The sequence below is a fragment of the Streptomyces sp. NEAU-174 genome (assembly GCF_052665095.1).
Genome location: NZ_JBQTCE010000023.1, coordinates 1 through 23,498, shown reverse-complemented (window position 1 = coordinate 23,498; position 23,498 = coordinate 1). Strand labels below are relative to the sequence as shown.

21 protein-coding genes and 1 pseudogene are annotated in these 23,498 nt (G+C 71.2%); 8 read left to right on the top strand and 14 right to left on the bottom strand.

Features of this window, described 5'->3' with window-relative positions:
- Nucleotides 1–117: 117 nt before the first annotated feature.
- From ACT2CW_RS43700 to ACT2CW_RS43690, 3 genes are all read left to right on the top strand, one after another.
- A complete protein-coding gene (locus ACT2CW_RS43700) occupies nt 118–870 on the top strand; it encodes a FadR/GntR family transcriptional regulator (protein ID WP_037961614.1) in 753 nt (250 codons plus the stop codon).
- Nucleotides 871–995: 125 nt separating this feature from the next.
- Nucleotides 996–2,492 carry an ethanolamine permease gene (gene eat / locus ACT2CW_RS43695; protein ID WP_164433088.1) on the top strand — a complete coding sequence of 499 codons (1,497 nt, stop codon included), beginning with the start codon at nt 996–998 and terminating at the stop codon, nt 2,490–2,492.
- 45 nt (nt 2,493–2,537) lie between these two features.
- A complete protein-coding gene (locus ACT2CW_RS43690) occupies nt 2,538–3,230 on the top strand; it encodes a gamma-glutamyl-gamma-aminobutyrate hydrolase family protein (protein ID WP_445520629.1) in 693 nt (230 codons plus the stop codon).
- 20 nt (nt 3,231–3,250) lie between these two features.
- Here ACT2CW_RS43690 and ACT2CW_RS43685 read toward each other — a convergent pair whose 3' ends face one another.
- From ACT2CW_RS43685 to ACT2CW_RS43660, 6 genes are all read right to left on the bottom strand, one after another.
- Nucleotides 3,251–3,976: an alpha/beta fold hydrolase gene (locus tag ACT2CW_RS43685; RefSeq protein WP_445520628.1), complete on the bottom strand. Its 726-nt coding sequence runs from the start codon at nt 3,974–3,976 to the stop codon at nt 3,251–3,253.
- A gap of 96 nt (nt 3,977–4,072) precedes the next feature.
- On the bottom strand, nt 4,073–4,942 hold the full coding sequence (locus ACT2CW_RS43680; protein ID WP_138917500.1) for a chitosanase: 870 nt from the start codon (nt 4,940–4,942) through the stop codon (nt 4,073–4,075).
- Nucleotides 4,943–5,168: 226 nt separating this feature from the next.
- Nucleotides 5,169–6,455 carry an MBL fold metallo-hydrolase gene (locus ACT2CW_RS43675; RefSeq protein ID WP_445520627.1) on the bottom strand — a complete coding sequence of 429 codons (1,287 nt, stop codon included), beginning with the start codon at nt 6,453–6,455 and terminating at the stop codon, nt 5,169–5,171.
- A 69-nt stretch (nt 6,456–6,524) separates the two neighbouring features.
- On the bottom strand, nt 6,525–7,415 hold the full coding sequence (locus tag ACT2CW_RS43670) for a GNAT family N-acetyltransferase (RefSeq protein WP_445520626.1): 891 nt from the start codon (nt 7,413–7,415) through the stop codon (nt 6,525–6,527).
- Between the two features lie 121 nt (nt 7,416–7,536).
- Nucleotides 7,537–8,442, bottom strand: coding sequence for a glycoside hydrolase family 19 protein (locus ACT2CW_RS43665; RefSeq protein ID WP_138916678.1), 906 nt, complete (start codon nt 8,440–8,442; stop codon nt 7,537–7,539).
- A gap of 193 nt (nt 8,443–8,635) precedes the next feature.
- Entirely contained in the window at nt 8,636–9,208 is a 573-nt protein-coding gene (locus ACT2CW_RS43660; protein ID WP_138916679.1) for a TetR-like C-terminal domain-containing protein, read from the bottom strand.
- A 180-nt stretch (nt 9,209–9,388) separates the two neighbouring features.
- On the opposite strand from ACT2CW_RS43660, the gene ACT2CW_RS43655 reads away from it, so the two are divergent.
- The 3 genes and pseudogenes from ACT2CW_RS43655 to ACT2CW_RS43645 form a co-directional block, all read left to right on the top strand.
- A complete protein-coding gene (locus tag ACT2CW_RS43655) occupies nt 9,389–10,561 on the top strand; it encodes an MFS transporter (RefSeq protein ID WP_445520625.1) in 1,173 nt (390 codons plus the stop codon).
- An 88-nt stretch (nt 10,562–10,649) separates the two neighbouring features.
- Complete coding sequence (locus ACT2CW_RS43650) at nt 10,650–11,450, top strand: alpha/beta fold hydrolase (RefSeq protein WP_445520624.1); 801 nt, start codon at nt 10,650–10,652, stop codon at nt 11,448–11,450.
- A 201-nt stretch (nt 11,451–11,651) separates the two neighbouring features.
- A pseudogene (locus ACT2CW_RS43645) lies at nt 11,652–11,792 on the top strand (STM4011 family radical SAM protein); the annotation flags it as partial.
- A 21-nt stretch (nt 11,793–11,813) separates the two neighbouring features.
- On the opposite strand, the gene ACT2CW_RS43640 reads toward ACT2CW_RS43645, so the two are convergent.
- Nucleotides 11,814–12,065, bottom strand: coding sequence for a DUF397 domain-containing protein (locus ACT2CW_RS43640; protein ID WP_164433100.1), 252 nt, complete (start codon nt 12,063–12,065; stop codon nt 11,814–11,816).
- Between the two features lie 3 nt (nt 12,066–12,068).
- A complete protein-coding gene (locus ACT2CW_RS43635) occupies nt 12,069–12,935 on the bottom strand; it encodes a helix-turn-helix domain-containing protein (protein ID WP_037961647.1) in 867 nt (288 codons plus the stop codon).
- 136 nt (nt 12,936–13,071) lie between these two features.
- Between ACT2CW_RS43635 and ACT2CW_RS43630 the strand changes: the two genes are divergently transcribed.
- Nucleotides 13,072–13,515 carry an ATP-binding protein gene (locus ACT2CW_RS43630; RefSeq protein ID WP_256650927.1) on the top strand — a complete coding sequence of 148 codons (444 nt, stop codon included), beginning with the start codon at nt 13,072–13,074 and terminating at the stop codon, nt 13,513–13,515.
- Between the two features lie 148 nt (nt 13,516–13,663).
- Here the strand turns inward: ACT2CW_RS43630 and ACT2CW_RS43625 are convergent, their stop codons facing one another.
- Together ACT2CW_RS43625 and ACT2CW_RS43620 are read right to left on the bottom strand one after the other, a co-directional pair.
- Complete coding sequence (locus tag ACT2CW_RS43625; protein ID WP_445520623.1) at nt 13,664–14,461, bottom strand: SGNH/GDSL hydrolase family protein; 798 nt, start codon at nt 14,459–14,461, stop codon at nt 13,664–13,666.
- A gap of 79 nt (nt 14,462–14,540) precedes the next feature.
- Complete coding sequence (locus ACT2CW_RS43620; protein WP_445520622.1) at nt 14,541–16,652, bottom strand: alpha-galactosidase; 2,112 nt, start codon at nt 16,650–16,652, stop codon at nt 14,541–14,543.
- Nucleotides 16,653–16,819: 167 nt separating this feature from the next.
- On the opposite strand from ACT2CW_RS43620, the gene ACT2CW_RS43615 reads away from it, so the two are divergent.
- Nucleotides 16,820–17,644, top strand: a complete 825-nt coding sequence (locus ACT2CW_RS43615; protein ID WP_445520621.1) for a tyrosine-protein phosphatase — start codon at nt 16,820–16,822, stop codon at nt 17,642–17,644.
- 218 nt (nt 17,645–17,862) lie between these two features.
- Here ACT2CW_RS43615 and ACT2CW_RS43610 read toward each other — a convergent pair whose 3' ends face one another.
- From ACT2CW_RS43610 to ispG, 4 genes are all read right to left on the bottom strand, one after another.
- Entirely contained in the window at nt 17,863–19,065 is a 1,203-nt protein-coding gene (locus ACT2CW_RS43610) for a serpin family protein (protein ID WP_445520620.1), read from the bottom strand.
- 17 nt (nt 19,066–19,082) lie between these two features.
- On the bottom strand, nt 19,083–20,492 hold the full coding sequence (locus ACT2CW_RS43605) for an aspartate aminotransferase family protein (protein ID WP_445520619.1): 1,410 nt from the start codon (nt 20,490–20,492) through the stop codon (nt 19,083–19,085).
- Entirely contained in the window at nt 20,489–22,390 is a 1,902-nt protein-coding gene (dxs, locus tag ACT2CW_RS43600; protein ID WP_445520618.1) for a 1-deoxy-D-xylulose-5-phosphate synthase, read from the bottom strand. The genes ACT2CW_RS43605 and dxs overlap by 4 nt, the downstream gene beginning before the upstream one ends.
- A 23-nt stretch (nt 22,391–22,413) precedes the next feature.
- A partial coding sequence (gene ispG, locus ACT2CW_RS43595) for a flavodoxin-dependent (E)-4-hydroxy-3-methylbut-2-enyl-diphosphate synthase (RefSeq protein WP_445520617.1) occupies nt 22,414–23,498 on the bottom strand: 1,085 nt, incomplete at its 5' end.

The following is a 23,498-nucleotide window of genomic DNA, read 5'->3' as shown; positions in this document are numbered from 1 at the left end:
GCCTCCTGCGTCGGAGAATTTCGGGGGAGGGAGGGTGCGGAGCGGGGTTGGGGGGCGTGGGGTGGCCTTAAGGTAATACCGCAGACCATTGGTTGGGAAGTAGGTGCGGACGGTTCGATGAGCGAGAGCGGGAGTGGGCGCGGGAGCGCGGCGGACGACCGGCTGGCGCCGGTGCTGCGCCCGGTGCGCGCGGGGAACGGCTTCGAGGAGGCGCTGGAGCAGATACTCCAGGTGCTGCGGCTGGGGCTGGTCCCCGACGGCGGCCGGCTCCCGGCCGAGCGGGAGCTGGCCGACCGGCTGCGGATCAGCCGGGTGACCCTGCGCGAGGTGCTGAAGGTGCTCCAGGACCAGGGGCTGGTGGAGAGCCGCCGCGGCCGCTACGGCGGCACCTTCGTCCGGGCCAGGCCCGAGCCCGCCGAGGGCGGCGGCGAGGACGAGCTGCGGCGCCGGGTCGAGGCGGTCGACGTCGAGGACACCCTGCGGTTCCGCGAGGTCCTGGAGGTGGGCGCGGCGGGGCTGTGTGCCGCGCACGGGCTGGCGGCGGGGCAGGCGCGGCGGCTGCGGGCGGCCCTGGACGCGACGCGGGACGCCCCGCTGGCCGACTACCGCCGCCTGGACACGATGCTCCACCTCACGCTCGCGGAGCTGGCGGGCTCACCGTCGCTCGCCGCCCAGTACGCGGCCGTCCGCGCGACCGTCAACGACCTGCTGGACTGCATTCCGCTGCTGGTGAAGAACCTCGAGCACTCCCAGGCCCAGCACGGGGCGCTGGTCGAGGCGGTGCTGGACGGGGACGCGGACGGGGCGCGCGAGGTGATGCGGGAGCACTGCGAGGGCACGGCGGCGCTGCTGCGCGGCTTCCTGGTCTGACGGCCGGTACCGGGGGTCCTTAACCACGGTTTTACGCAGAGGTCTTGCGCATCGCCGACCGGAAGGCAAAGGTATGGCCCCACACCTTTGCCATCGCCCCCTCGTGTGGAGCAGGAGTGTCCCCCATGGCCGACGGTACCGAATCCGCCCGCACCGAATCCGCCGGCGCCTCCGGCGGCGGCGCCCCGCCGGGCGGTGGCCCGGCGCCATCCCCCGAGGACGCGTATCTGGAGCGCCGCACCCTGCGGCGCGGCAGCGCGGGTCCGCTGCTGCTGACCGGCCTCGGCGTCGCCTATGTCGTCTCCGGCGACTTCTCGGGCTGGAACTTCGGCCTGGCGGAGGGCGGCTTCGGCGGTCTCGCCATCGCCGCCCTGCTGATGGGCCTGATGTACGCGTGCATGGTGTTCGCCCTGGCGGAGCTGGCCGCGATCCTCCCCACCGCGGGCGGCGGCTACGGCTTCGCCCGGCGCGCCCTCGGCCCCTGGGGCGGCTTCCTCACGGGGACGGCGATCCTCATCGAGTACGTCCTGGCGCCCGCCGCCATCTCCATCTTCATCGGCGACTACGTCGAGTCGCTCGGGCTCTTCGGCCTGGAGTCCGGCTGGCCGGTCTATCTGGCGTGTTTCGTCATCTTCATCGGCATCCATCTGTGGGGCGTGGGCGAGGCCCTGCGGTTCAGCCTGGTCGTGACCGCCATCGCCGTCGCCGCGCTGCTGGTCTTCGCCTTCGGCGCCCTCACCGACTTCGACGCGGGCTCGCTCAACGACATCCCGGCGGACCACTCCTCCTTCGGCTCGAGCTCCTGGCTGCCGTTCGGGCTGCTCGGCATCTGGTCGGCGTTCCCCTTCGGCATGTGGTTCTTCCTGGGGGTCGAGGGGGTGCCGCTGGCGGCCGAGGAGACCCGGGACCCGGCCCGTACGCTGCCGAAGGCCATGGCCTGGTCCATGGGCATCCTGCTGCTCCTCGCCCTGCTCACCTTCCTGGCGGCGACGGGGGCGCGCGGCCCGAACGCCGTACAGGACGCGGGCAATCCGCTGGTCGAGGCGCTCCAGCCGGACGGCAAGGCCACCGTACTGTCCCGGATCGTCAACTACGCGGGCCTCGCCGGGCTCGTGGCCTCCTTCTTCTCGCTGATCTTCGCCGGTTCGCGCCAGCTGTTCGCGCTCTCCCGGGCGGGCTATCTGCCCCGCTTCCTCTCGCTGACCAGCAGCCGCAAGGCCCCCTTCCTCGGGCTGCTGGTCCCGGGCGCCATCGGCTTCGCCCTGGCTGCGTGGACCGGCGACGGCGCCCGGATGCTCAACACCGCGGTCTTCGGCGCCACCATTTCGTACGCCCTGATGTCGCTCTCCCATATCGTCCTGCGCCGCCGTGAACCGGGTCTGGAGCGTCCCTACCGCACCCCCGGCGGCACGGTGACGTCGTCCCTCGCCTTCGTCCTGGCCTGCTCGGCGCTGGTGGCCACCTTCCTGGTGGACAAGGACGCGGCCTTCATCGCGCTCGGTGTCTACGCGGTGGCGCTGGCCTACTTCGCCTTCTACAGCCGCCACCGCCTGGTCGCGGCGGCGCCGGAGGAGGAGTTCGCGGCGCTGGCGGAGGCGGAGGCGGAACTGTCCCGCGACTGAGACCATTCCCCCGACCCAGCAGATCCACGAAGATCGGAGTCCCCGGTGTCCAAGCCCCTGATCGGCGTCAGCACCTATCTCGAATCCTCGGCGAGCTGGGGCGTGTGGAACCTCCCCGCCGCGCTGCTGCCCTCGGGCTACCACCTGCTCATCCAGCGCGCGGGCGGCCTGGCGGCGATGCTGCCGCCGGACGAGGACCCGGCCGCCGCCGCGTCCGTCGTCTCCCGCCTCGACGGGCTCGTCATCTCCGGCGGCCCGGATGTGGAACCGGTGCGGTACGGGGCCGAGGTGGAGCCGCGCACCGGGCCGCCCGCGCGGGAGCGGGACGCCTGGGAGCTGGCCCTGATCGAGGCGGCCCTGGCGTCGGGCACTCCCCTGCTGGGCATCTGCCGCGGCCACCAGCTCCTGAACGTGTTCCTGGGCGGCACCCTCGTCCAGCACCTGGACGGCCACGTGGGCCCGCCCGGCGTCTTCGACCACCACGAGGTGAAACCGGTCCCGGGCACCCTCCTCGCCGGGATCCTCCCCGAGCCGGTGTCCGTCCCCACCTTCCACCACCAGTCCGTGGCCCACCTGGGCAAGGGACTGACCCCCTCGGCCCACGCCACGGACGACGGAACGGTGGAGGCGGTGGAGCTGCCGGACGCGGAGGCGTTCGTGCTGGGCGTCCAGTGGCATCCGGAGGCGGGCGACGACGTACGCGTCATGCGCGCCCTGGTGGAGGCGGCGTCGGGCTGAGCAGCCGGGAAGGGACCGGCTCAGCCGAGCTTGAGCAGCAGTTCGGAGAGTTCACCCGGCATGGTGATCATGCAGTCGTGACCGGTCGCCAGTTCCCACACCTGTGACGGGCTGCCGTTGGGCTGGACCGCGGGGACGGGTCGCCGGGTGATGCCCTCCGGCACATCGGCGACGCAGTGGATATGCGTCCGCGGGATCGCGTTCACGGCCGGGTTGTCCAGCCGGACCGGCTGCTGGAGGCAGCGCACCGGCTGATCCGACAGCATCGACCGCAGCCACTCCACATCCGCCGGTTCGGTGACCCCGAACAGACCCGAGGACGGCTCCATCCCGGCCAGGGGCGGTATCCGCCAGCCGCTCTCGGACGCCAGGGCCTGGTCGATCATGGCCTGGGCGAAGGGCATGACATCGACCGCGCTCTCGCCGTCCTCCGGGACCATGGCATCGAGATAGACCAGCTGCGCGATCCGCTCCGGGACCCGGTTGGCGGCGGACGAGATGACCAGCCCGGCATAGCTGTGCCCGACGAGCACGACATCGGTGAGGTCTTCCTCGGCGATCAGCCCGACGATGTCGTCGACGTGCGTCTCCAGCCCCACCTCCGGGCCCGCCAGATGCGCCGTGTCGCCGTAGCCGGTCAGCGTCGGCGCCAGCACCCGATGCCCGGCCGCCGTCAGCAGCGGGACCACCCGCTCCCAGCACTGCCCGCTGTGCCAGGCACCGTGCACCAGCAGATATGTCGACATAGCCGTACTCCATCCCCACACCAAATAAACGGGACACTGTCCCGATTGACGATATGGGACAGTGTCCCGCTTAGCAAGCGGGGACCGGCGCGGCGGTCAGGAGTTGATCTCGTACGGGTCGCCGTAGACCTTCCACTTCAACGGGGGCGCCAGGTCGAAGTTCTTCTCGTTGAGGAACTTCCGCTGCTCGGTGTCGACCCGGCTGGTGTCGCTGTGCGCCTCCTCGCTCTTCATGGCCTCCTTACGGGCGTCGAGGAACGCGTTGAGGTAGGTGGTCTCATTGCCGCCCTGCGCCGGGGACTTGGCCTTGGACAGGGCGGTCTTACGGATGCCGCCGAAGCTGTACTTGCTGTTGCCGGGGCCGTGCATCACGATCGCGTCGTAGTAGATGAACTGGCCGAGCGCGCCCACACCGTCGTCCTTGCCCTGCTTGACGGCCGGGTTGAAGTAGACGCGGTCGCGCTCGTGCTCCTGGGCGTCCTGGAACGCCTTGTCGGCGGCGGCCTTCTTCCAGTCCTTGGTGAAGTTCGGGTCGAGACCGTCGTGGGAGTCGGTGCCGTCGACGTCGCGCAGCGCGGGGAGGTACTTGGCCAGGACGTTGCCGGGCTTCTGCTGGGTGTAGTACTCGACGAGTTCCAGCATGTCGCCGGTGCCGGAGCAGAATCCGATGATGCCCGCGGTGTAGCCGCGGCCGTCGCCTATGTCCTCGATGTACTTGAACTGGGCGCGCCAGTCGAGCGAGGAGTTCTCGGCGCTGGAGACCAGCTTCATGGCGATCTCCTTCTTCGCCGGGTCGTCCAGGCCGCTCGCCGCCGCGGCCTTGTGCGCCGAGTGGGTGTGGCGCACGTCCGACGAGGACGGCAGGTGGTCGGACGCCTGCCCGACACCGACGCCGGTGAAGACGAGCGCGGCCGGCACCGTGACGGCCACGGCCGCGAGGCCGATCCTCCTGTGCACGGGGGACATGGGGGACATGGGGACTCCGTTCCTTGTCGACTGTGGGGGAAGTGCGCGCGGCCGCCCCAGGGCACGCCGGGCAGCCCCGGCCCCTGAGGCGATCCGTTAGGAACCTTTCCTAACCATTCAAGCGAGCGCGTCGTGTCCACCACAAGGGTTTGGACGCCATTCAGCGCCATTCGACAAAGAAGCAACCCGTGTCGTACCGCCCCGGAAGGCGGCCCCAACCCCCGTGCTACGGCTGGGGGATGGGCATCGCGGGGTCCGCGCCGCCGGTCGCCCCGGGGCGCTTTCCGGTCGCCCCCGAGGCCCCGGCACCGGACGGTCCGGCCGAAGCCCCGGCGCCGGACGGTCCGGCGGGAACGGGCGGCTCGGCCGCGCCCTCGGCCGCGGCCGGCACCTCCGTCACCGGCCGTGCCGCGATCGCCCGCCACCACGGCTCCAGCGGCAGCCCCTGCTCCGGCTCGAACGGCTGGCCGGGACGCGGAACGGCCACGTTAGCCCCGGCCTCCTTGGCCGCCGCCACCGTGCCCTCGGCGGGCTCCTCCCACGGATGCGGGGCGAGGTTGAAGGTGCCCCAGTGGATCGGCAGCATGATCCCCCGCACCGGGTCCCCGCCCTGGAGATCGAGATGGGCCCGCATGCCCTCCTCGGGGGTCATGTGGATGTCCGGCCAGTGCTCGGAGTAGGCACCGATCTGGATCATGGTCGCATCGAACGGCCCGTGCGCCGCGCCGATCTCCGCGAAACCGGGGAAGTAGCCGGTGTCCCCGCTGTGGTAGATCCGGCGCCCGGAACCCGCCACCACCCAGGAGGCCCACAGAGTGTGCTGGGTGTTGCGCAGCCCGCGACCGCAGAAGTGGCGGGCGGGGGTGGCGGTGAACGTGAGCCCGGCGACCTCGGTGGACTCGTGCCAGTCCAGCTCGGTCATCCGCTCGGCCGGAACGCCCCAGCGCTCCAGATGCGCCCCCACCCCGAGCGGGACGACGAACATCGCGTGGCTCCGCACCAGCGCCCGGATCGTGGGCATGTCCAGATGGTCGTAGTGATCATGGGAGATGACCACCGCGTCCACCGGCCCCAGCTCCCGCAGCGGCACCGGCACCGGGTGCAACCGCTTGGGCCCCACCATCGAGAAGGGCGAACAGCGCTGTCCCCAGACGGGGTCGAACAGCACCCGCCGCCCGTCGATCTCCGCCAGCACACTGGAGTGCCCCATCCAGGTGAGCCGCAGCCCGGAGGCGGGCGGGGTGGCCAGATCGGCGACGGTGGTGGGGTGCACCGGCACGGCCCCGGCCGGGGCCCGGCGGACGCGCTCCTCCTTGCGGAAGTAGGTGGACGCGAACTTCAGCATCGAGCCCGACGGGGCGGTACGGGCCCCCACCGGGTTGACGAACACACCGTTCGCGAAGTTCGGCGACCGCCGGATGCGCTCCATCCGCTCCCCACCGGGATCCGCTCCGAAGGCGGCGGGGCGCAGGGCGGCGGTGAGCCGGGAACGTGTCGGATGTGAGCCGGTCACGAAGCCTCCAGGGTGAGAGGGCGGGAGCACTCCAACGCGCGGTGCCGTTGGGCTGCAATGACACAACTCTTACGAGGGGTGACCTTGTTCCGGGACGGTGCGCTCGGCCGCGATGAACGACAGCAGCAGGTGGTCCTCCACCGGGCGATAGCCGAGACGCTGATAGAGGGCGTTGCTGGTGGGGTTGTCGAGATCGGTGAAGAGCAGGACCTCCTGCACCCCGGCGGCCCGCGCGGCCCCGCTCACGGCGGCCGTGGCGGCGCCCGCGTAGCCGCGTCCGCGCAGCTCGGGCGGGGTGTAGACCAGGGAGACCCGGGCCATGCCGGCGATCGTACGGCTGATCCCGGCACAGGCCACCGGCCGACCGTCGAGCTCCCACACCGTGATCCCGTCATGGCGGAGCTTGTCGTCCACCTGCGCCGCGACATCGTCCCGCAGCGCGCCGGTCTCGCGGGCGAACCCCTCGTACCAGGTGATCAGGAGGTCCCGGTCGGCGGTGGTGGCGGTCCGGGGCCGCCCCGGTGGGGCCGGATCGGGCGGAGTGAGGGCGTCGAGCCGATAGAGCCGGTGGGTCTGCTCGACGGTGCTCACCGCACCGGTGAGGTCCTCCCAGGCGGTGGCGAAGGTCTCGGCGGTCTCGCGCCCCGCGTTCACTCCGGTGACCTTCAGCCCGCCGTCCCGGACGAGGGTGCGGGCGAGGGCCCGGGCCGCCTCGCCGGAGAGGGCGGAGAGCAGCGGGGGGTACGGCGGTGTGCACAGGAACGCGCCCTCCGCCGGGCCCTTCCCCTCTCCGGTCCACCAGCCGTAGACCGGCGGCTCGTCGCCGTATCTGCCGCTGCCCGCCACCGTCAGGGAGGAGACCACCGTGAGCAAAGTGGTGTTCCGGGCCGGGTGGGCGCGCAGGAAGCCACCCGCCGCGGCCCGGAACTCCTCGAGGTCGTACGTCACCGTCCACGCCATGTGCTCCAGGCTGGCGCGTGGCGGCGGAGCGGCGCACCTCAATTTCCTCGCTTCCGACCGGACGCCCGCTCGGCGCCGGTCAGCGGCGACCGATCAGCAACGGCCGGTCAGCGGCGGCCGGTCAGCAGCTCAGGTTGGAGCCGGGGGTGGTGCCGAGTATCTGGACGAACCGCTGGTAGGAGTCTATTCGGCTCTGCACCTGGCCGGGGTTGCCGCCGTTGCACTCCAGGCTGCCGTTGATCGCGCGGATGGTCTCGCCGAAGCCGCGCTGGTTGACCATGGCGTCGTGCGGGGTCATCGAACCGGCCCCGCGCTGGGTGTTCCAGAACCACAGGGCGGTCTTCCAGGACACCGCGGCGTCCCGCTCCACCAGCCACGGGTTGCCGAGCAGATCGATGCCGAGCGCGTCGCCCGCGGCCTTGTAGTTGAAGTTCCAGCTGAGCTGGATCGGTCCGCGGCCGTAGTACGCCGCCTGGCCCGCGGGGCAGCCGTAGGGCTGGTTCCAGTCGCAGTAGTGCGGGTAGTTGGAGGTGTTCTGCTCCACGATGTGGACCAGACCGCCGGTTTCGTGGTTGACGTTCGCCAGGAAGGCGGCCGCCTCCTGCTTCTTGACGGTGTCGCTGCCGGTGTTGGCGAAGCCGGGGTAGGCGCTCAGGGCGGCGGTCAGGCCCTGGTAGGTGTAGAACGAGTTCCGGTTCGGGAACATCTGGTTGAACTGCGCCTCGCTCACCACGAAGCCGCTCGGGTTCTGGCCCTCGCCGCCGCAGTTGTAGGGCTCCCAGTACCAGGTGCTGATCACCGGGTCATAGCCCGGGTTGTCGTGCTCCGCGCGGTAGTACTTGCCGTCGGTGTACCGGACGATGTCACCGGTGACGTACGGCTTGCCGGCCACCCAGTTCGGGTAGTTGCAGGCCGCCTGGGCGGTCGTTCCCGCCGCCGAGGCCGTCGAGGCCATGGGCATGACAAGCACGCTCGCGCACACCGCCGCGGTCGCCGCGAGCGGCGCCAGCACACGTCTCTTCCACATGGGGCCGATCTCCTTCGTGTGGGGGGCCCTGGAACTTCGAGGAACACTCAAGCGGTTTGGTCTATACCAGTCAAGGTATAGACCAAACCTTTGTGCGGGGATGAGCAAAAGGGCGGACATCACGGGATGACCGGAAGAGCGGACATCACGGGATGCCGGAAGAAAGGCGCCGAGGCCGGTGGCGCCGGTTCCGTCAGTCCGGCAGCAGGTGTGACACCAGGGTGCGCGCCCATTCGGCGGTGGGGGCCTGGTCGGTGAAGACGGCCCGGTAGTAGAGGGGGGCGAGCAGAGCCTCGGTGGCGCGTTCGACGGTCGGGGCCCAATTGCCCCGGGCACGTTCCCGGTCGAGCATGGCCTGGAGTTGCTGCTGACGCTCCCCGGTGCACGCGCTGGCACCCTGCTCCCCGGCCGTACCGATGGTGGCGCGCACCAGAGGGAGGGTGTCCGGGTCGTTGAGGTCCTTGGCGAGGTCGGACGCATAGCGTTCCAGGTCACCGCGGAGACTTCCGGTGTCCGGCACCACGATGCCGTCGGAGAAGCGACTGGTCGCGACGTCGGCGAGCAGGTCGCCGACGGAGCCCCAGCGGCGGTAGACCGTGGTGGCGTGCACGCCCGCCCGGGTGGCCACGACCGGGATCGTCAGCGGTTCGTCGGCCTCGTCGGTGAGCAGTTCCTTGACGGCCCGGTGGACGGCCGCGCGGATGCGGGCGGAGCGGCCGCCGGGCCGGCTGCCGGTGCGGGGCACGGGGGAAGTCGTAGCGGGCATGCCACCAGTATCGCACTGATCGCTGCGTTTTTATCGCAGTGATCAGTGCGTTAGTGGTACCTTGGGGCCACTAACGCAAAGTTCACTGCGAGGCCGTTTATGCCCATTGAATCCGCCGCCACCGCCGCAGCGCCCGTCGGCGATCCGCACCACGTGCCACGGAAGGGTGCATTCCGCTCCGTGGCCGCCATCTTTGTCCTCTTCCTGGCCGCCTCCAGCGCACCATCCCCGCTCTATGTGATCTACCAGCGGCAATGGCAGTTCACGGCGTGGGTGCTGACCCTCGTATTCGCCCTCTATGTGGTCGGCCTGCTGGGCTCGCTGCTCGTGGTCGGAGCGCTGTCGGACCATCTCGGCCGCCGGCCGGTGCTCGCCGCGGCGATCGGCCTGGAGATGGTCGCGCTCACGCTGTTCCTCACCGCCGGGAACGTGGTCGTCCTGGCCGCCGCCCGGGTGCTACAGGGCATCGCCACCGGGGCGGCGACGACCACCCTGAGCGCCACCCTCGTCGATCTCGAACCGCCGCACGCCCGTGGCCGCGCGGGCACCGTCACCTCGGTGTCCCCCCTGACCGGGCTCACTCTCGGCGCTCTCGGCTCCGGTGTGCTGGTGGAGTTCGGCCCCGCCCCGACCCGGCTGGTCTACGCACTGCTGTTCGGCGGAATGGTGCTGGCGGCGGTGGCCGTCGCCCTCCTGCCCGAGACGTCTCCCCGTCGGCCGGGAGCCGTCGCGTCCCTGCGTCCGCGGGTCGCCATGCCCGCGCATCTGCGCGCGGACATCCTCCCGGTGGTGCCGGCGATGATCGCGGGCTGGGCCCTGGCCGGGATGTACCTCTCGCTCGGCCCGTCCGTCGCGGCCAAGTTGCTGGGGCTGCACAGTCATCTGGTCGGCGGCGTCGTCGTGACGCTCCTGACCGGCACCGGCGCACTCGCGGTCTTCCTGCTCCGCTCCCGGTCCGCGTCCTCGCTGCTGACGCCCTCGTCCGCACTGCTCGGGCTCGGCACCCTGGTATCACTCGCCGGAATAGCGGAGGACCTCACCTGGCTTGCCGCCGTCGGCACCGTCGTCGCGGGCCTCGCCCTCGGTGCGTCGGTGCTGGCGACGTTCGGCACCTTCGCCCGGGTCGCCGAGCCGCACGAGCGCAGCGCGGTCTTCGCGCTGGCGAACGTCATCGCCTATCTGGGAAACAGCGTGCCCGCCGTACTCGGGGGAATCGCCGTCACCACCCTGGGACTGAGGACCGCCGCCGAGAGCTACGCGCTGGCGATCGCGATGATCGCCTTCTCCGTCCTCGTCCTGCGCCTGAACCGGGTACGGGCGCGGCGCCGTGACGTCATGGCCCCGTGCGGATGAGGGGCCGGCCAACGGCAGAGGATCCCTCGACCGCCGTTTTCATCCACTGACCGATACGGCATTACACAATGCGGAACAAGGAGACACCGTGACGACGACAAGCAGGCCCAGGAAGAACCTCGAGGTGCGGCGATCGGACCACACGACGATCCGGTACACGGCCGGCGGTCCCGCCGGAGGGCCGACTCTGGCTCTCATCCACGGCTGGGCATGCGACCGCGGCGACTTCGACGCGGTGACCGACCATCTGCCCGAGGACTACCGCGTTATCGCGATCGACCTCGCCGAGCATGGCGAGTCGCGGTCGACGCGGGACGTCTGGACCATGGAGGAGTTCGCCCGCGACGTGGCAGCAGTGCTGGAAGCCGAGTCGGTGGACACATGTGTCGTGGCCGGGCACTCCCTCGGCGGGGCGGTCGCCGTCGAAGTCGGCCGGCTGCTCCCTGCCACGGTCTCTCATGTGGTCGCACTCGACGCCCTGCACTATCTGTCCCTGTTCCCGGCGCTGAGCGACGAACAGACCGACGCGACGCTGCGCATGTTCCGCGAGGACTTCGCCGGAGCGGTGCGGGGCCTCGTCGAGGGAGGTTCGCCGGCCGGGACCAGCACGGCTCTCAAGGATGCGTACTTCGAGAAGATGGTCGCGGTGCGGCAGCCCGCGGGTCTGCGTTCCATCGAGGGTCTGGTGCGTTGGGACATGGACGCGGCGCTGCGCGAGACCAAGCAGCCGATCACCGTGTTCGCGATACGTGACCTGGTGACGCGTGAAGCGATCGACCGCTACGGGGACCGCTTCGACATCGTGCTCGTCGACCTGGGCACCCACCACTTCCAGGTGGAGGCACCCGAAGGCGCGGCGAAGATCCTGGCCGGCGTGGGGACCGAGTAGGGATCCGGGAACCGGCCCTCGCTCGCGGCCCGGGGCCGAGCGCGGGATCAGGTCTCGCGCTCGGGGCGGTAGGTGTCGGCGTCCACCTTCCGGGGGCCGGTCGATGGTCACGACGCTGAGGTGAGGCGCTGACACGCCCGCCCCGCCGCGTCACCCACGTCTGCCACCTCTCCGTCGAACCCGTCGGGCATGACCGATGAGTTCAGCGCCCATCCGAACCGAAGCGCCGGTCTGCCATGCCCGACCGGCGCCTCGGTGATCTCGGTGGACGGCGACGGCACGGTGCGCCGCCGCCGTTTCATCCCTACGGAACTGGGCAGTCTCTCCGACGGGTCGTACCGCGTACGACGTGTTCACCGGACGTCACAGAAACAGAAAGTCCGCCTCCCCGGCCTTCGCGCTCTGGATGAAGCGTTTCATCTCCAGATGCGTGTAGATCAGGGCCGGTCCGTCCGGGTCGGTCGACTGGCGCAGCGCCACCCGTCCGTCCGTCAGTCTCATGGCCTCGACGCAGCTTCCCCCGTTGCCACCGCTCCACGGCTTGTGCCAGCCCTCGTTGCCGAGTTCCCTTGCCGGCATGCCGCTGTAGACGCGGCTCCCGCATATGCGATCCATCGTTCAGATCTCCTTGCGAATGCGACTCAGAATCGCCTGAGTCGTCTGTGCAGGCGCGGCCTGCGCGCACATCCGGTCCAGGGCCTCCAGGAACGCCGATACATCATCACGCTGGTCGAAGTAGGAGCCGCTGACGAGCGTCTCCGTGTACGCGATATCGGGGAGCTCCGGGATCGGGAACCGGAAGATATGGAAGGGGCCGTACATCGCCGGGTGCGGACCGGCGTCGAACGGCATGACCTGCAAGCGGATATGAGGCGCCTCGGCCTCCTCGATGAGCCTCGCGATCTGGGCCCGCATGGTCTCGGCGCCGCCGATGGGGCGGCGCACCACCGTCTCGTCCATGACCACCCACAGCATCGGCGGGTTGTCCCGGGTGAGCAGCGCCTGGCGCTCCATGCGGAGGGCCACGTTGCGCTCGATCTCCGATTCGGGCGCATGCGGCATGCCCGCGCGGAGCACCGCGCGGGCGTAGTCCTCGGTCTGGAGCAACCCTGGGATGTAGTGCGGCTCGTAGGCCCGGATCAGATTGGCCTCGACCTCCAGGCTGACGAAGGTGTTGAACCACTCCGGCAGGACGTCGCGGAACCGGTGCCACCAGCCGGCCTTGTTGGCCTCGCGCGCGAGGGAGAGGAACCCCTCGACCTCCTCGGGGTCGGTGACGCCGTACGTCCGCAGCAGCTTCTCGACGTACGGGAGCTTCAGGCCGACCTCGGCCTTCTCCATCCGCCGGATCGTGGCATGGGTGACGTCCAGGGCGCGCCCGGCCTGTTCGAATGACAGCCCGGCCTTCTCCCGAAGGTCCTGGAGCCGTTTTCCGAGCACGACTCGCAGGACGGTCGGGGCTCCGCCCGCCCGCGCATCCGCCACTACCGTCCCCCTCCAAGTACCTTCACGACACAGCAGTCTGGCATGGGCTCAGCATTCCGAACAGCCTGCGCTTGCGATTCTGTAATTTACAGATTGAACCTTGCCATACGCGAGTGTGACAGAGCATAGTGTCGGCGTGGCTCCTTCCTATGAGGCTCTCCGGTTAGGGCGCGGCGGCACCGTGGTCGCTCCGCCCCGCCACGACGTGTTTCGTCTGCCGGCGCTGAGCACGTCCGTCGCCGAGGCGAGAAGGCATGTCGTCCGGCGGCTGGGCTCATGGGGCATCGACCAGGACACCCGGGACAGCGCGGAGTTGATCGTCTCCGAGCTCTTCACCAACGCGGTGCGCCACACCTCCAGCGAGGACGTTCGCTGCTCACTCCAGCTCATAGGCACCCGGCTGCGGCTGGAGGTGGCTGACCAGGGCTGTGCGCGCACGGTGCCCGAGGCCCGGTCGGTGACCGCGGACCAGGAGGGCGGCCGCGGGCTGATGCTGGTGGAGGCCATGTCCGAGGCCTGGGGGGTCAGGCCGAACCAGGGCGGCGCGGGCCGCGCCGTCTGGGCCTACCTGGCGATATAGCGGCGGCCCTGCGGCGACGACACGACGGACGAGCGGTGCCGAGGGAATAGGGGCAGCGACAGCGCACCGGGCGGTCAGCCTCGGGGCGCCAACGGGGGTCTGCCCCTATTCCTCCGGGACCGCTTCGGGTCACGGATCGTTCAGACCCTCAGGGCCGCAGCGGCAGCAGATCGGGCCGCTTGGGCTCCACATGGTCACCCGACGACTCTCCGCGCAGCCGTCGGCCGATCCAGGGCACCAGATATTCGCGCGCCCAGTGGATGTTGTCCCGGCGCACCTCGGCCGCGGTGCGCTGCCCCTCCGGGGGCCAGGGCTGATCGGGGTCGGCGGGGACGTCGAGGCCGAGCACCTGACCGGCCCTCAGCGCGACCCGGGTGTGACCGTCCGGCGACAGATGCAGCCGGTCGGCGTCCCAGGCCCGGCGGTCCTGCACCGAGCGCAGCGACCACAGGTCGAGCACCGGACAGCCGTGGCGGTCGGCGATCGCCCGCACATGCGCCGTATACGTGGCGATCTTGCCCCGCAGATGGCGCAGCACCGGCACCCCTCTGGTGTCGAAGCCCGTGCACAGCAGCACCGTGCCCACCCGCGCCCGGAGGTCGGCGACGGCGGCCTCATAGCGCTCGGCCACATCGTCGGGGTCGCTGCCGGGGCGCAGGATGTCATTGCCACCCGCGCAGAAGGTGACCAGATCGGGGCCGAGTTCAATGGCGCGGGCCACCTGCTCGGCCACTATCTGGTCAAGGAGTCGACCGCGTACGGCCAGATTGGCGTAGCGGAAATCGTCGTGGGGTCGTTGGTCGGACAGCAGGACGGCGAGCCGGTCGGCCCAGCCGACGAACACCCCGTCAGGACCGGGGTCGCCGACGCCCTCGGTGAAGCTGTCGCCGACGGCCGCGAACGACCCGATGGAACCGTTGCTGAATCTCTCCTTATCGTCTGCCACGTCGGGACATCATTCACCCGATGGCGTGACTTACGCCACCGTAACCAGGGCTTGACGTGGGGTGATCTATCCCACCCGGTCAGTTTTGGCGTAGGTGGAATACGGCGGCGTCCAGGTCGCCGCTCAGCCCGGTGCGCAAACCCCGGTGGGCGAGCACCGCTCCCCGGTGCACCTCCCCCGTCTCCAGGTCCCGGTACGTGGCCGCCGGGTCGAGCCCGCGCAGCCGCAGCGGAAGCTGTGCCCGGCCGTGGTGCTGCGCCTGGAGCCAGGCCAGCACCACGGTCTCCTCGCCCCGGACGTACTGCACCGCGCTCAGCCCGTCGCCCTCCGGCGGCCGCAGCCGGTAGAGCTCACCGTGCTGGACGACCGGGCGCACCCGCTTGTAGAGCGCCACCCAGTCGCGGGCCTCGGCGAGTTCGGCCTCGCTCCAGCGGGTCAGATCGCCGCCGACGCCCAGCACCCCGGCCATCGCGCTGACGAAGCGGAAGCGCAGCGAGCTGACCCGGGCGTTGCCCATGGCGTTGGGGCTGTCGGTGACCCAGGCGGCCATCACCCGGGCCGGGTGGAGCTGACCGAAGCCGTGCTGGATGGCCAGCCGGTCCAGCGGATCGGTGTTGTCCGAGGTCCACACCTGGTCGGTCAGGCCCAGGACGCCGAGGTCGATCCGGCCGCCGCCGCCCGAGCAGGACTCGAAGGCGACCCCGGGGTGGGCGGCGCGCAGCCGCTCCAGCAGTTCGTACAGCCCGCGCACGTGGTCGATCCACAGCCGCCGCGGATAGGGGTCGCCGGGCCAGCCGGGGTCCGTGAAGGAGCGGTTGAAGTCCCATTTCACATAGTCGATGGGCGCGCCGCTCAGCAGGGTGTCCAGCCGCTCCCACAGATACCCGCGCACCTCGGGGCGGGCGAGGTTGAGCACGAGCTGGTTGCGGAACTCGGTGCGGGCCCGGCCGGGGTGGTGCTGCACCCAGTCGGGGTGGGCCCGGTAGAGGTCGCTGTCGGGGTTCACCATCTCCGGCTCGACCCAGATGCCGAACCGCATCCCGAGCGCGTGCACCTCGTCGGCGAGCGGCTTCAGCCCGTGCGGAAAGCGGTCCGGGTTGGGCGTCCAGTCGCCGAGCCCGGCCCGGTCGCTGGTGCGCGCGCCGAACCAGCCGTCGTCCACGACGAACAGCTCGACGCCCATGTCGGCGGCCAGCCGCGCGAGCGAGCGCTGCTGCTCCTCGCCCACCGCGAACTCGGTGGCCTCCCAGGAGTTGTAGAGCACCGGCCGCGACCGGTCGGCGCCGGGGATCACATGCGCGAGCTGCCAGGCGTGCCAGGCGCGGCTCGCGGCCCCGAAGCCGCCGTCGGTCCACAGCCCCGCGAAGACGGGCGTGGTGAAGGATTCACCGGGCGCGAGGAGCAGCTGGCCCGCGTCGTCGTGGCCGACCCCGCCGACCGCCTGGACCGCGCCGTCGCTCAGCAGCTGGACGGCGATCCGCCAGGCCCCGGACCAGGCGAGCGCGCAGCTGTGCACCTCGCCGCTCTCCTCGGTGGCCGCGCCGCCGTCCAGGGCGACCCACGGCAGATGGTGATGGCTCGTGTGGCCACGGCGGCTGCCGATCACCTTCTCGCCGGGGGTGAGCTCGGTGCGGGCGAGCCGGCTCTCGGCGGCCCAGCGGCCGTGCAGATGGGACAGCCGCCAGCGGTCGCGCGCCGGGAGCGACCAGGCGGCGGAGTCGGCGCGCAGCAGCTCCACCGGCTCCTCCCCGGCGGTGCCGGTGTGGGTGAGGGTGGTCCAGCGCTCGATGACATCGCCGTCGTCCCGCATCCGGTAGTGGAGGGTGATGTCGAGGTGGTGCAGCGGATCGTGGAAGCCCAGCCGCAGCTCCTCGCCGGTGCCGGGGTCGAGGACGGTACCGCCGGCGAAGCGCCACTCGGTGCCGCGTACGCCCCCGGCGTGCACGGACAGGGCGGGGCGGACGAAGCGCGGGCCGCCCTCCACGGGGTACTCCTCACGCCCGTCAAGCGGTGATTCGAACGGCCAGTCCGGCGGTCCGGGCTCGGCGGCGAGGGCCTCGGCGTCCTCGGCCGCGATCCTCGGTCCCCAGTGGAGATGGAGCAGCTCATCACGGTCGGTGAGGTGCAGGGCATAGCTGCTGTGCCGCCCCGAGAGCACCCAGAGCCGACCGCTTCCACCGGTTTCGATCATCGCACTCCCCAATTCTCCACAGGTGTCAACATGATCGGGGAGGGCGGGCGGTGCGGCAATGCCCGCACCCCCGCGAGACCGATTGCCCGCTGCACGCATGTCGTATGGTCAGCTTCAGCCCGCCTCGTCGACGAGCCGCGTCGGCGGCCGATGGTGAAGGAGAGCCCGTGACGCAGCAGTCGCAGTCGCCGCAGGTCCCCCAGGCCGAAAGCCGATTGGTGGGGGTACGCAATTTCCGTGATCTCGGTGGACTGCCGGCTGCCGACGGCCGCCGGGTACGGCCCGGAGTGCTGTTCCGCAGCGGCCATCTCGCGCATGCCACCGAGGCGGACACGGCCTACCTCGACTCGCTCGGCCTGCACACCGTCTTCGACTTCCGCAACGCCGCCGACATCAAGCTGGAGGGCCCGGACGTCACGCTCCGCGGGGTCCGCAACGTCAATCTGCCGCTGTCCGACCCGGCCGACGGCGCCGGGTTCTGGAGGATGGTGCGCGAGGGCGATCTGAAGACCCTGCGCGAGCTGCTCTCCGAGGGCCGGGCCGAGAAGCGCATGATCGGCTCCTATCGCTCCATCATCACCACCCGGCTCGTCGAGCACGGCCGGATCCTCCGCGACATGGCCGAGGACAGCTCACCGGTGCTGATGCACTGTTCGGCGGGCAAGGACCGGGCCGGGCTGTCCATCGCGGTGACCCTGCTGGCGCTCGGCGTCGACCAGGAGGCCATCGAGGCCGACTACCTCCAGTCGGCCGCCGCCCACCGGCGCTACAAGATCTGGCGCAAGGGCGCTCCGGGGGACGGCTCCGACCCCATGTCGCCCGAGGTCATGGCGCTGCTGCTGCCGCTGTTCGACGCGCGCGCCGAATATCTGGCGGCGGCGTTCACGACCATCGAGGAGACCTGGGGCGGCACCGAGCGCTATCTCGCCGAGGGGCTCGGCCTCTCCCCCGACCAGCGCGACCGGCTCCGGGAACGCCTGCTCACCGGTTGACGCGCTTCACGGGCTAGGGGGTGTCGACGGAGCTTGCCGCCTGCGGCGGGCTGCTCCCCTCCCCGCCCCTTCCCACAACTGGGGCTCCGCCCCAGACCCCGCTCCTCAAACGCCGGAGGGGCTGGAAGGCGGGGCTCCGCCCCAGACCCGCCGGGGGCCAGGGGCGGAGCCCCTGCCACGCGGCGGAGCCGCATATCGCGAGGAGGGGCTCACGGGGCTCACCACATGGTGTCGGCCCCGGGCTCCGGGTCGGTGACCCAGCCCGCCGTCAGCACCAGACCGGTGGCGCGGTGCACGGCCAGGAAGCCGAACGGGCGGTCGTACGCCACGCTGATCAGCTTCGCCGTCCGCTGCGGCGGCGCCGAGCCGGGCGCCAAGGCGAACGCGGTCACCGCCGCCGCCCGGAAGCCCTCGGCGCTGAACGAGGCGGTCATGGACTGCTCCGCCGAGGACAGCGCCAGCGCGGCGGGGCTGATCCCCGGAAAGTGGCCGCGCGCGGTGTCCTGGGCGGTACGCAGCCCGAACAGCTCGGCCCTGCGCAGCAGATCGTGCCGCGCCGTCACGGTGAACTGCGGGGTGGTGAGCGTCGCCCGGGGCGTGGGGTCCCAGCTCGGGACCTCCATCACCCGGACCCCGGGCCCGGCCTCGCCCGGCGGCAGCGCCGAGCCGGGCCATCCCGCGTACCCCCCGGCCACCGCGCCGATCCCGGCCTCCAGCACCTCGCCGCCCGGGGCGTCCTCGGCGCCGAGGACCAGATGCACATCGAGCCCGTTGCCGCCCGCGACCCCGGACAGGGTGAGCGGACCGGCCGGGGTGTCGGGGACGACCCGCAGCACCCCGTCGAGGTCGTCCGTGGACCGGGTGAGCCCGGCCAGCGAGCGGTCCCGCCACGGGCCGCTCGTCGGCCTCAGCCAGCCCGGCTGGAACGGCTGGAGCCAGGCCGTCTCCACCGTGAGCGCCCCGGCCAGCACCAGCCGGGTGTCGGGGCTGAGCGGCACCGGCATCTCGGCGATCGCGCCCCGGGTGCGCCGGGACGCCCAGCCGTCCAGCTCCTTGCGGTCGCGCTCGGCGTCCCCGGTCAGCGTGGAGCGTACGCCCGGGGGCAGCTCCGCCTCCCACTCGGGCCGGATCGGCAGGTCCTGACGGGTCCACAGCCCGGTGGCCGCGTGGACGCCGTCCATGGCGTCCAGCGCCCCGAGCAGCCGCCCGCCGAGCGCCGTCGCGCCGTCCGCGCCGTCCGCGCCGACGCCCAGCGCGCCCGCCAGTTCCTGACGGGCCGGGCCGTCGGCACCGCCCGCGAGCAGGGCGAGCAGCGGCCAGACCCCGGTGGCGGCGAAGGCCGTGCCCTCGTCCGCCACGGCCGCCCGCGCCCACCTCGCCGTCATCGTGTTCACGGCCTCTACGGCGGTCGCGTCGATCATCCGGGGTCCCCCATCGGTCAGCGGTTGGCCACCGCCTGTTTCACGAGCGTCCGGCCGAAGTCCCAGATCAGACCGCCGCCGTCGTGTGCGTCGTCCATGACCGCTGTGAACGCCTCGACGAAACGGTCCACTTCCCGCTCGCCGATGATCAGCGGCGGGATCAGCTTAATGACCTCCAGGTGGTCGCCGGACACCTGGGTGAGGATGCGATGGCGCCGCAGCAGCGGGACGACGACCATCTGCGCGAACAGCCCCTTGCGCGCCGCCTGGAGCATCGCCCACCGGCCGCGCAGCCCCAGTGAGCTGGGTCTGCCGAACTCGATGCCGATCATCAACCCCCGGCCGCGGACGTCGTGCAGCAGCTCGTAGCGGTCCACCAGGGCGGCGAGGCGGTCGCGCAGCAGCTCGCCGGTGCGGCGGGCGTTGGCCACGACATCCTCGTCCTCCATGACGGCGAGGACGGCGAGCCCGGCCGCCATGGCCTGGGCGTTGGCGCCGAAGCTGGCCGAGTGCACCAGCACCCGGTCCATCGACGAATAGACCCTCTTGAAGATCCAGTCCTTGCCGAGGGTCGCGCCGACCGGCACATAGCCGCCGGAGAGTGCCTTGGCCACGCACACCAGATCCGGTTCGACGCCGTCCTCGTGGCTGTAGGCGAAGAAGTCCCCGGTGCGGCCGAGGCCGGTCTGCACCTCGTCCGCGATGAGCAGGGCCTTGTGGCGGTGGAGCAGCTCCTGCGCGGCGCGCAGGAAGCCGGGCGGGGCCTCGTGCACCCCCTTGCCCTGGATGGGCTCCACCACGAACCCCGCCACGTCCCCGCGCGCCAGCTCCCGCTCCAGCGCGTCGAGGTCGCCCAGCTCGATCGGGGTGTCGGGCAGCAGCGGGGCGAACCCCTTGCGGAAGCCGTCCTCGCCGTTGACCGACAGCGCGCCGGTGGTCAGCCCGTGGAAGGCGTGGGCGCAGTACAGGACGCGCGGCTTGCGGGTGGCGTAGCGGGCGAACTTCAGGGCCGTCTCGACGGCCTCGGTGCCACTGTTGCCGAAGAAGACCCGGTCCAGATGGGGGGCGTGGGTCAGCAGCCGCTCGGCCAGCAGACCGGGCAGCGGCTGGCAGTCGAAGCGGGTCAGATCGGCCAGGTCGGCGTCCAGGACGTCGTGCAGCGCCTTGCGGACCACGGGGTGGTGGCGGCCCAGGCCCATCACCCCGAAGCCGGCGAGCATATCGAGGTAGTCCTGGCCCTCGTCGTCCCAGAAGTACGCGCCCTCGGCCCGCTCGTAGACCTTGTCGAACCCGATGGTGCGCAGCATCCGGGGCAGCTGGTGGTTGAGGTGCCGGGTGTGCAGGTCGTACCGCTCCGAGGCGCGCTCGGCCAGCAGCTTGCCGAGGTCGAAGCCCGAACGCCGCTGCTGCTTCTCGGCTGCTGTCATGCCTGGCTCTCCTCGGCGGCGGTACGGGCTTCGGCGGCGGTACGGGTCAGGGCCGCCCCGATCCGGCCCGCGATCTCGGCCGGGGTGAGCCCGATGTCGGCGAGCACCTCACCGCGCTTGGCATGGGCCAGGAACGCCTCGGGGATGCCGAACGTCCGCACCGGCAGGTCGACTTCGGCGTCCCGCAGCGTCTGGGCGACCGCCGCGCCCACCCCGCCGGTGCGCACATTGTCCTCCACGACCGCCACCAGCCGGTGGCGCGCCGCGAGCCCGGGCAGCTCGGGGTCCACGGGCTTGACCCAGCGCGGATCCACCACCGTGCAGCCGATGCCCCGCCCGTCCAGCAGCTCGGCGGCGCGCAGCGCGACGGGCGCCATGACCCCGGCCGCCACGAGGAGGACGTCCTCGCCCCGGCGCAGGACGTCCATCCCGCCCACCCGGTCGATCGCCGGAATCGGCTCCCCCACCGACTCCTTGGGGAAGCGGATGACGGTCGGCGCGTCGTCCACGTCGATCGCCTCGCGCAGCTGGGCGCGGAGCTGGTCGGCGTCGCGCGGGGCGGCGATCCGCAGCCCCGGCACCACCTGGAGGACGGACATGTCCCACATGCCGTTGTGGCTCGGCCCGTCGGTGCCGGTGACACCGGCCCGGTCCAGGACGAACGTCACGCCGCACCGGTGCAGGGCGACATCCATCAGCAGCTGGTCGAAGGCGCGGTTGAGGAAGGTGGCGTAGACGGCGAGGACCGGGTGGAGTCCGCCGGTGGCGAGCCCGGCCGCCGAGACCGCCGCGTGCTGCTCGGCGATGCCCACGTCCCACACCCGCTCGGGGTACGCCTCGGCGAAGCCGGCGAGCCCCACGGGGTGCAGCATCGCGGCGGTGAGGGCGACCACATCGGGCCGCTCGGCGCCGATCCGCACCATCTCCTCGCCGAACACCGAGGTCCATGAGCGACCGCCGGAGGGGGTCAGCGGCGCGCAGGTGAGCGGGTCCATCGCGGCCACGGTGTGGAAGTGGTCCGCCTCGTCCTCCAGCGCGGGCGGGTAGCCCCGCCCCTTCTCGGTCAGGCAGTGGACGAGGACCGGGCCGTGGAACCGCTTGGCGCGGCGCAGGGCCGACTCGACCGCCTCGGTGTCATGGCCGTCGATGGGGCCGACGTACTTCAGCCCCAGGTCCTCGAACATGCCCTGCGGCGCGAAGGCGTCCTTGAACCCCTTCTTGGCGCCGTGCAGCGACCCGTACAGCGGCTGGCCGACCACGGGGGTGCGCTGGAGCACGTCCTTGCCCCAGGCCAGGAAGCGCTCGTAGCCGTCGGTGGTGCGCAGGGTGGCCAGGTGGTTGGCGAGCCCGCCGATGGTCGGCGAGTAGGAGCGCTCGTTGTCGTTGACGACGATGACCAGCGGCCGGTCCCGGGCGGCGGCGATGTTGTTGAGCGCCTCCCAGGCCATCCCGCCGGTCAGCGCCCCGTCCCCGATGACGGCCACCACATGGTCGGTGCTGCCGTGCACCTCATTGGCCTTGGCCAGGCCGTCGGCCCAGCCCAGCACGGTGGAGGCATGGCTGTTCTCGATGATGTCGTGCTCGGACTCGGCCCGTGACGGATAGCCGGACAGCCCGCCCTTGTGGCGGAGCTTGGAGAAGTCCTGGCGGCCGGTGAGCAGTTTGTGGACGTAGGACTGGTGGCCGGTGTCCCACAGGATGCGGTCGGCGGGCGAGTCGAAGACGCGGTGCAGGGCTATGGACAGCTCGACCACGCCGAGGTTCGGCCCCAGATGGCCCCCGGTCCTGGCCACCGCCTCGATCAGGAACTCCCTGATCTCCTGGGCGAGCGCGGCCAGTTCCTCACCGGTCAGCGCCTTGAGGTCGTGCGGGCCCCGGATGTTCTCCAGCAATGGCACGGTCGGTTCCCCTCCTCGGTGTATCAGCTCACGGTGACGTCCGGGGTACCCGACGGGACCCCCTCGTCCTCCATGCGCCGCGCGATGTTCATGGCCTCGTCGATCAGGGTCTCCACGATCTTCGACTCCGGCACGGTCTTGATGACCTCACCCTTGACGAAGATCTGCCCCTTGCCATTGCCTGACGCCACCCCCAGATCCGCCTCCCGGGCCTCACCCGGACCGTTCACCACACACCCCATGACCGCCACCCGCAGCGGGACCTCCATGCCCTCCAGACCGGCCGTCACCTCATCCGCGAGCTTGTACACATCCACCTGCGCCCGACCACACGACGGACACGAGACGATCTCCAGCCGCCGCTGCCGCAGATTCAGCGACTCCAGGATCTGGATGCCGACCTTGACCTCCTCCGCCGGAGGCGCCGACAGCGACACCCGGATCGTGTCCCCGATCCCCTCGCTCAGCAGCGCACCGAACGCCACCGCCGACTTGATCGTCCCCTGGAACGCCGGACCCGCCTCCGTCACACCCAAGTGCAGCGGATAGTCACACTGAGCCGCCAGCTGACGGTAGGCATTGACCATCACCACCGGATCGTTGTGCTTCACCGAGATCTTGATGTCCCGGAACCCGTGCTCCTCGAACAGCGAGCACTCCCACAACGCCGACTCCACCAACGCCTCCGGCGTGGCCTTGCCGTACTTCTCCAGCAACCGCTTGTCCAGCGACCCCGCGTTCACCCCGATACGAATCGGCACACCCGCGTCCGACGCCGCCTTCGCGATCTCCTTGACCTTGTCGTCGAACTGCCGGATGTTCCCCGGATTCACCCGCACCGCCGCACACCCGGCATCAATCGCCGCGAACACATACTTCGGCTGGAAGTGAATATCGGCGATCACCGGAATCTGCGACTTCTTCGCGATCACCGGCAACGCGTCCGCGTCATCCTGCGACGGACACGCCACCCGCACGATCTGGCACCCCGACGCCGTCAACTCCGCGATCTGCTGCAACGTCGCACCGATGTCCGCCGTCACCGTCGTCGTCATCGACTGCACCGAGATCGGCGCGTCCCCGCCCACGGCCACCGACCCGACCTGGA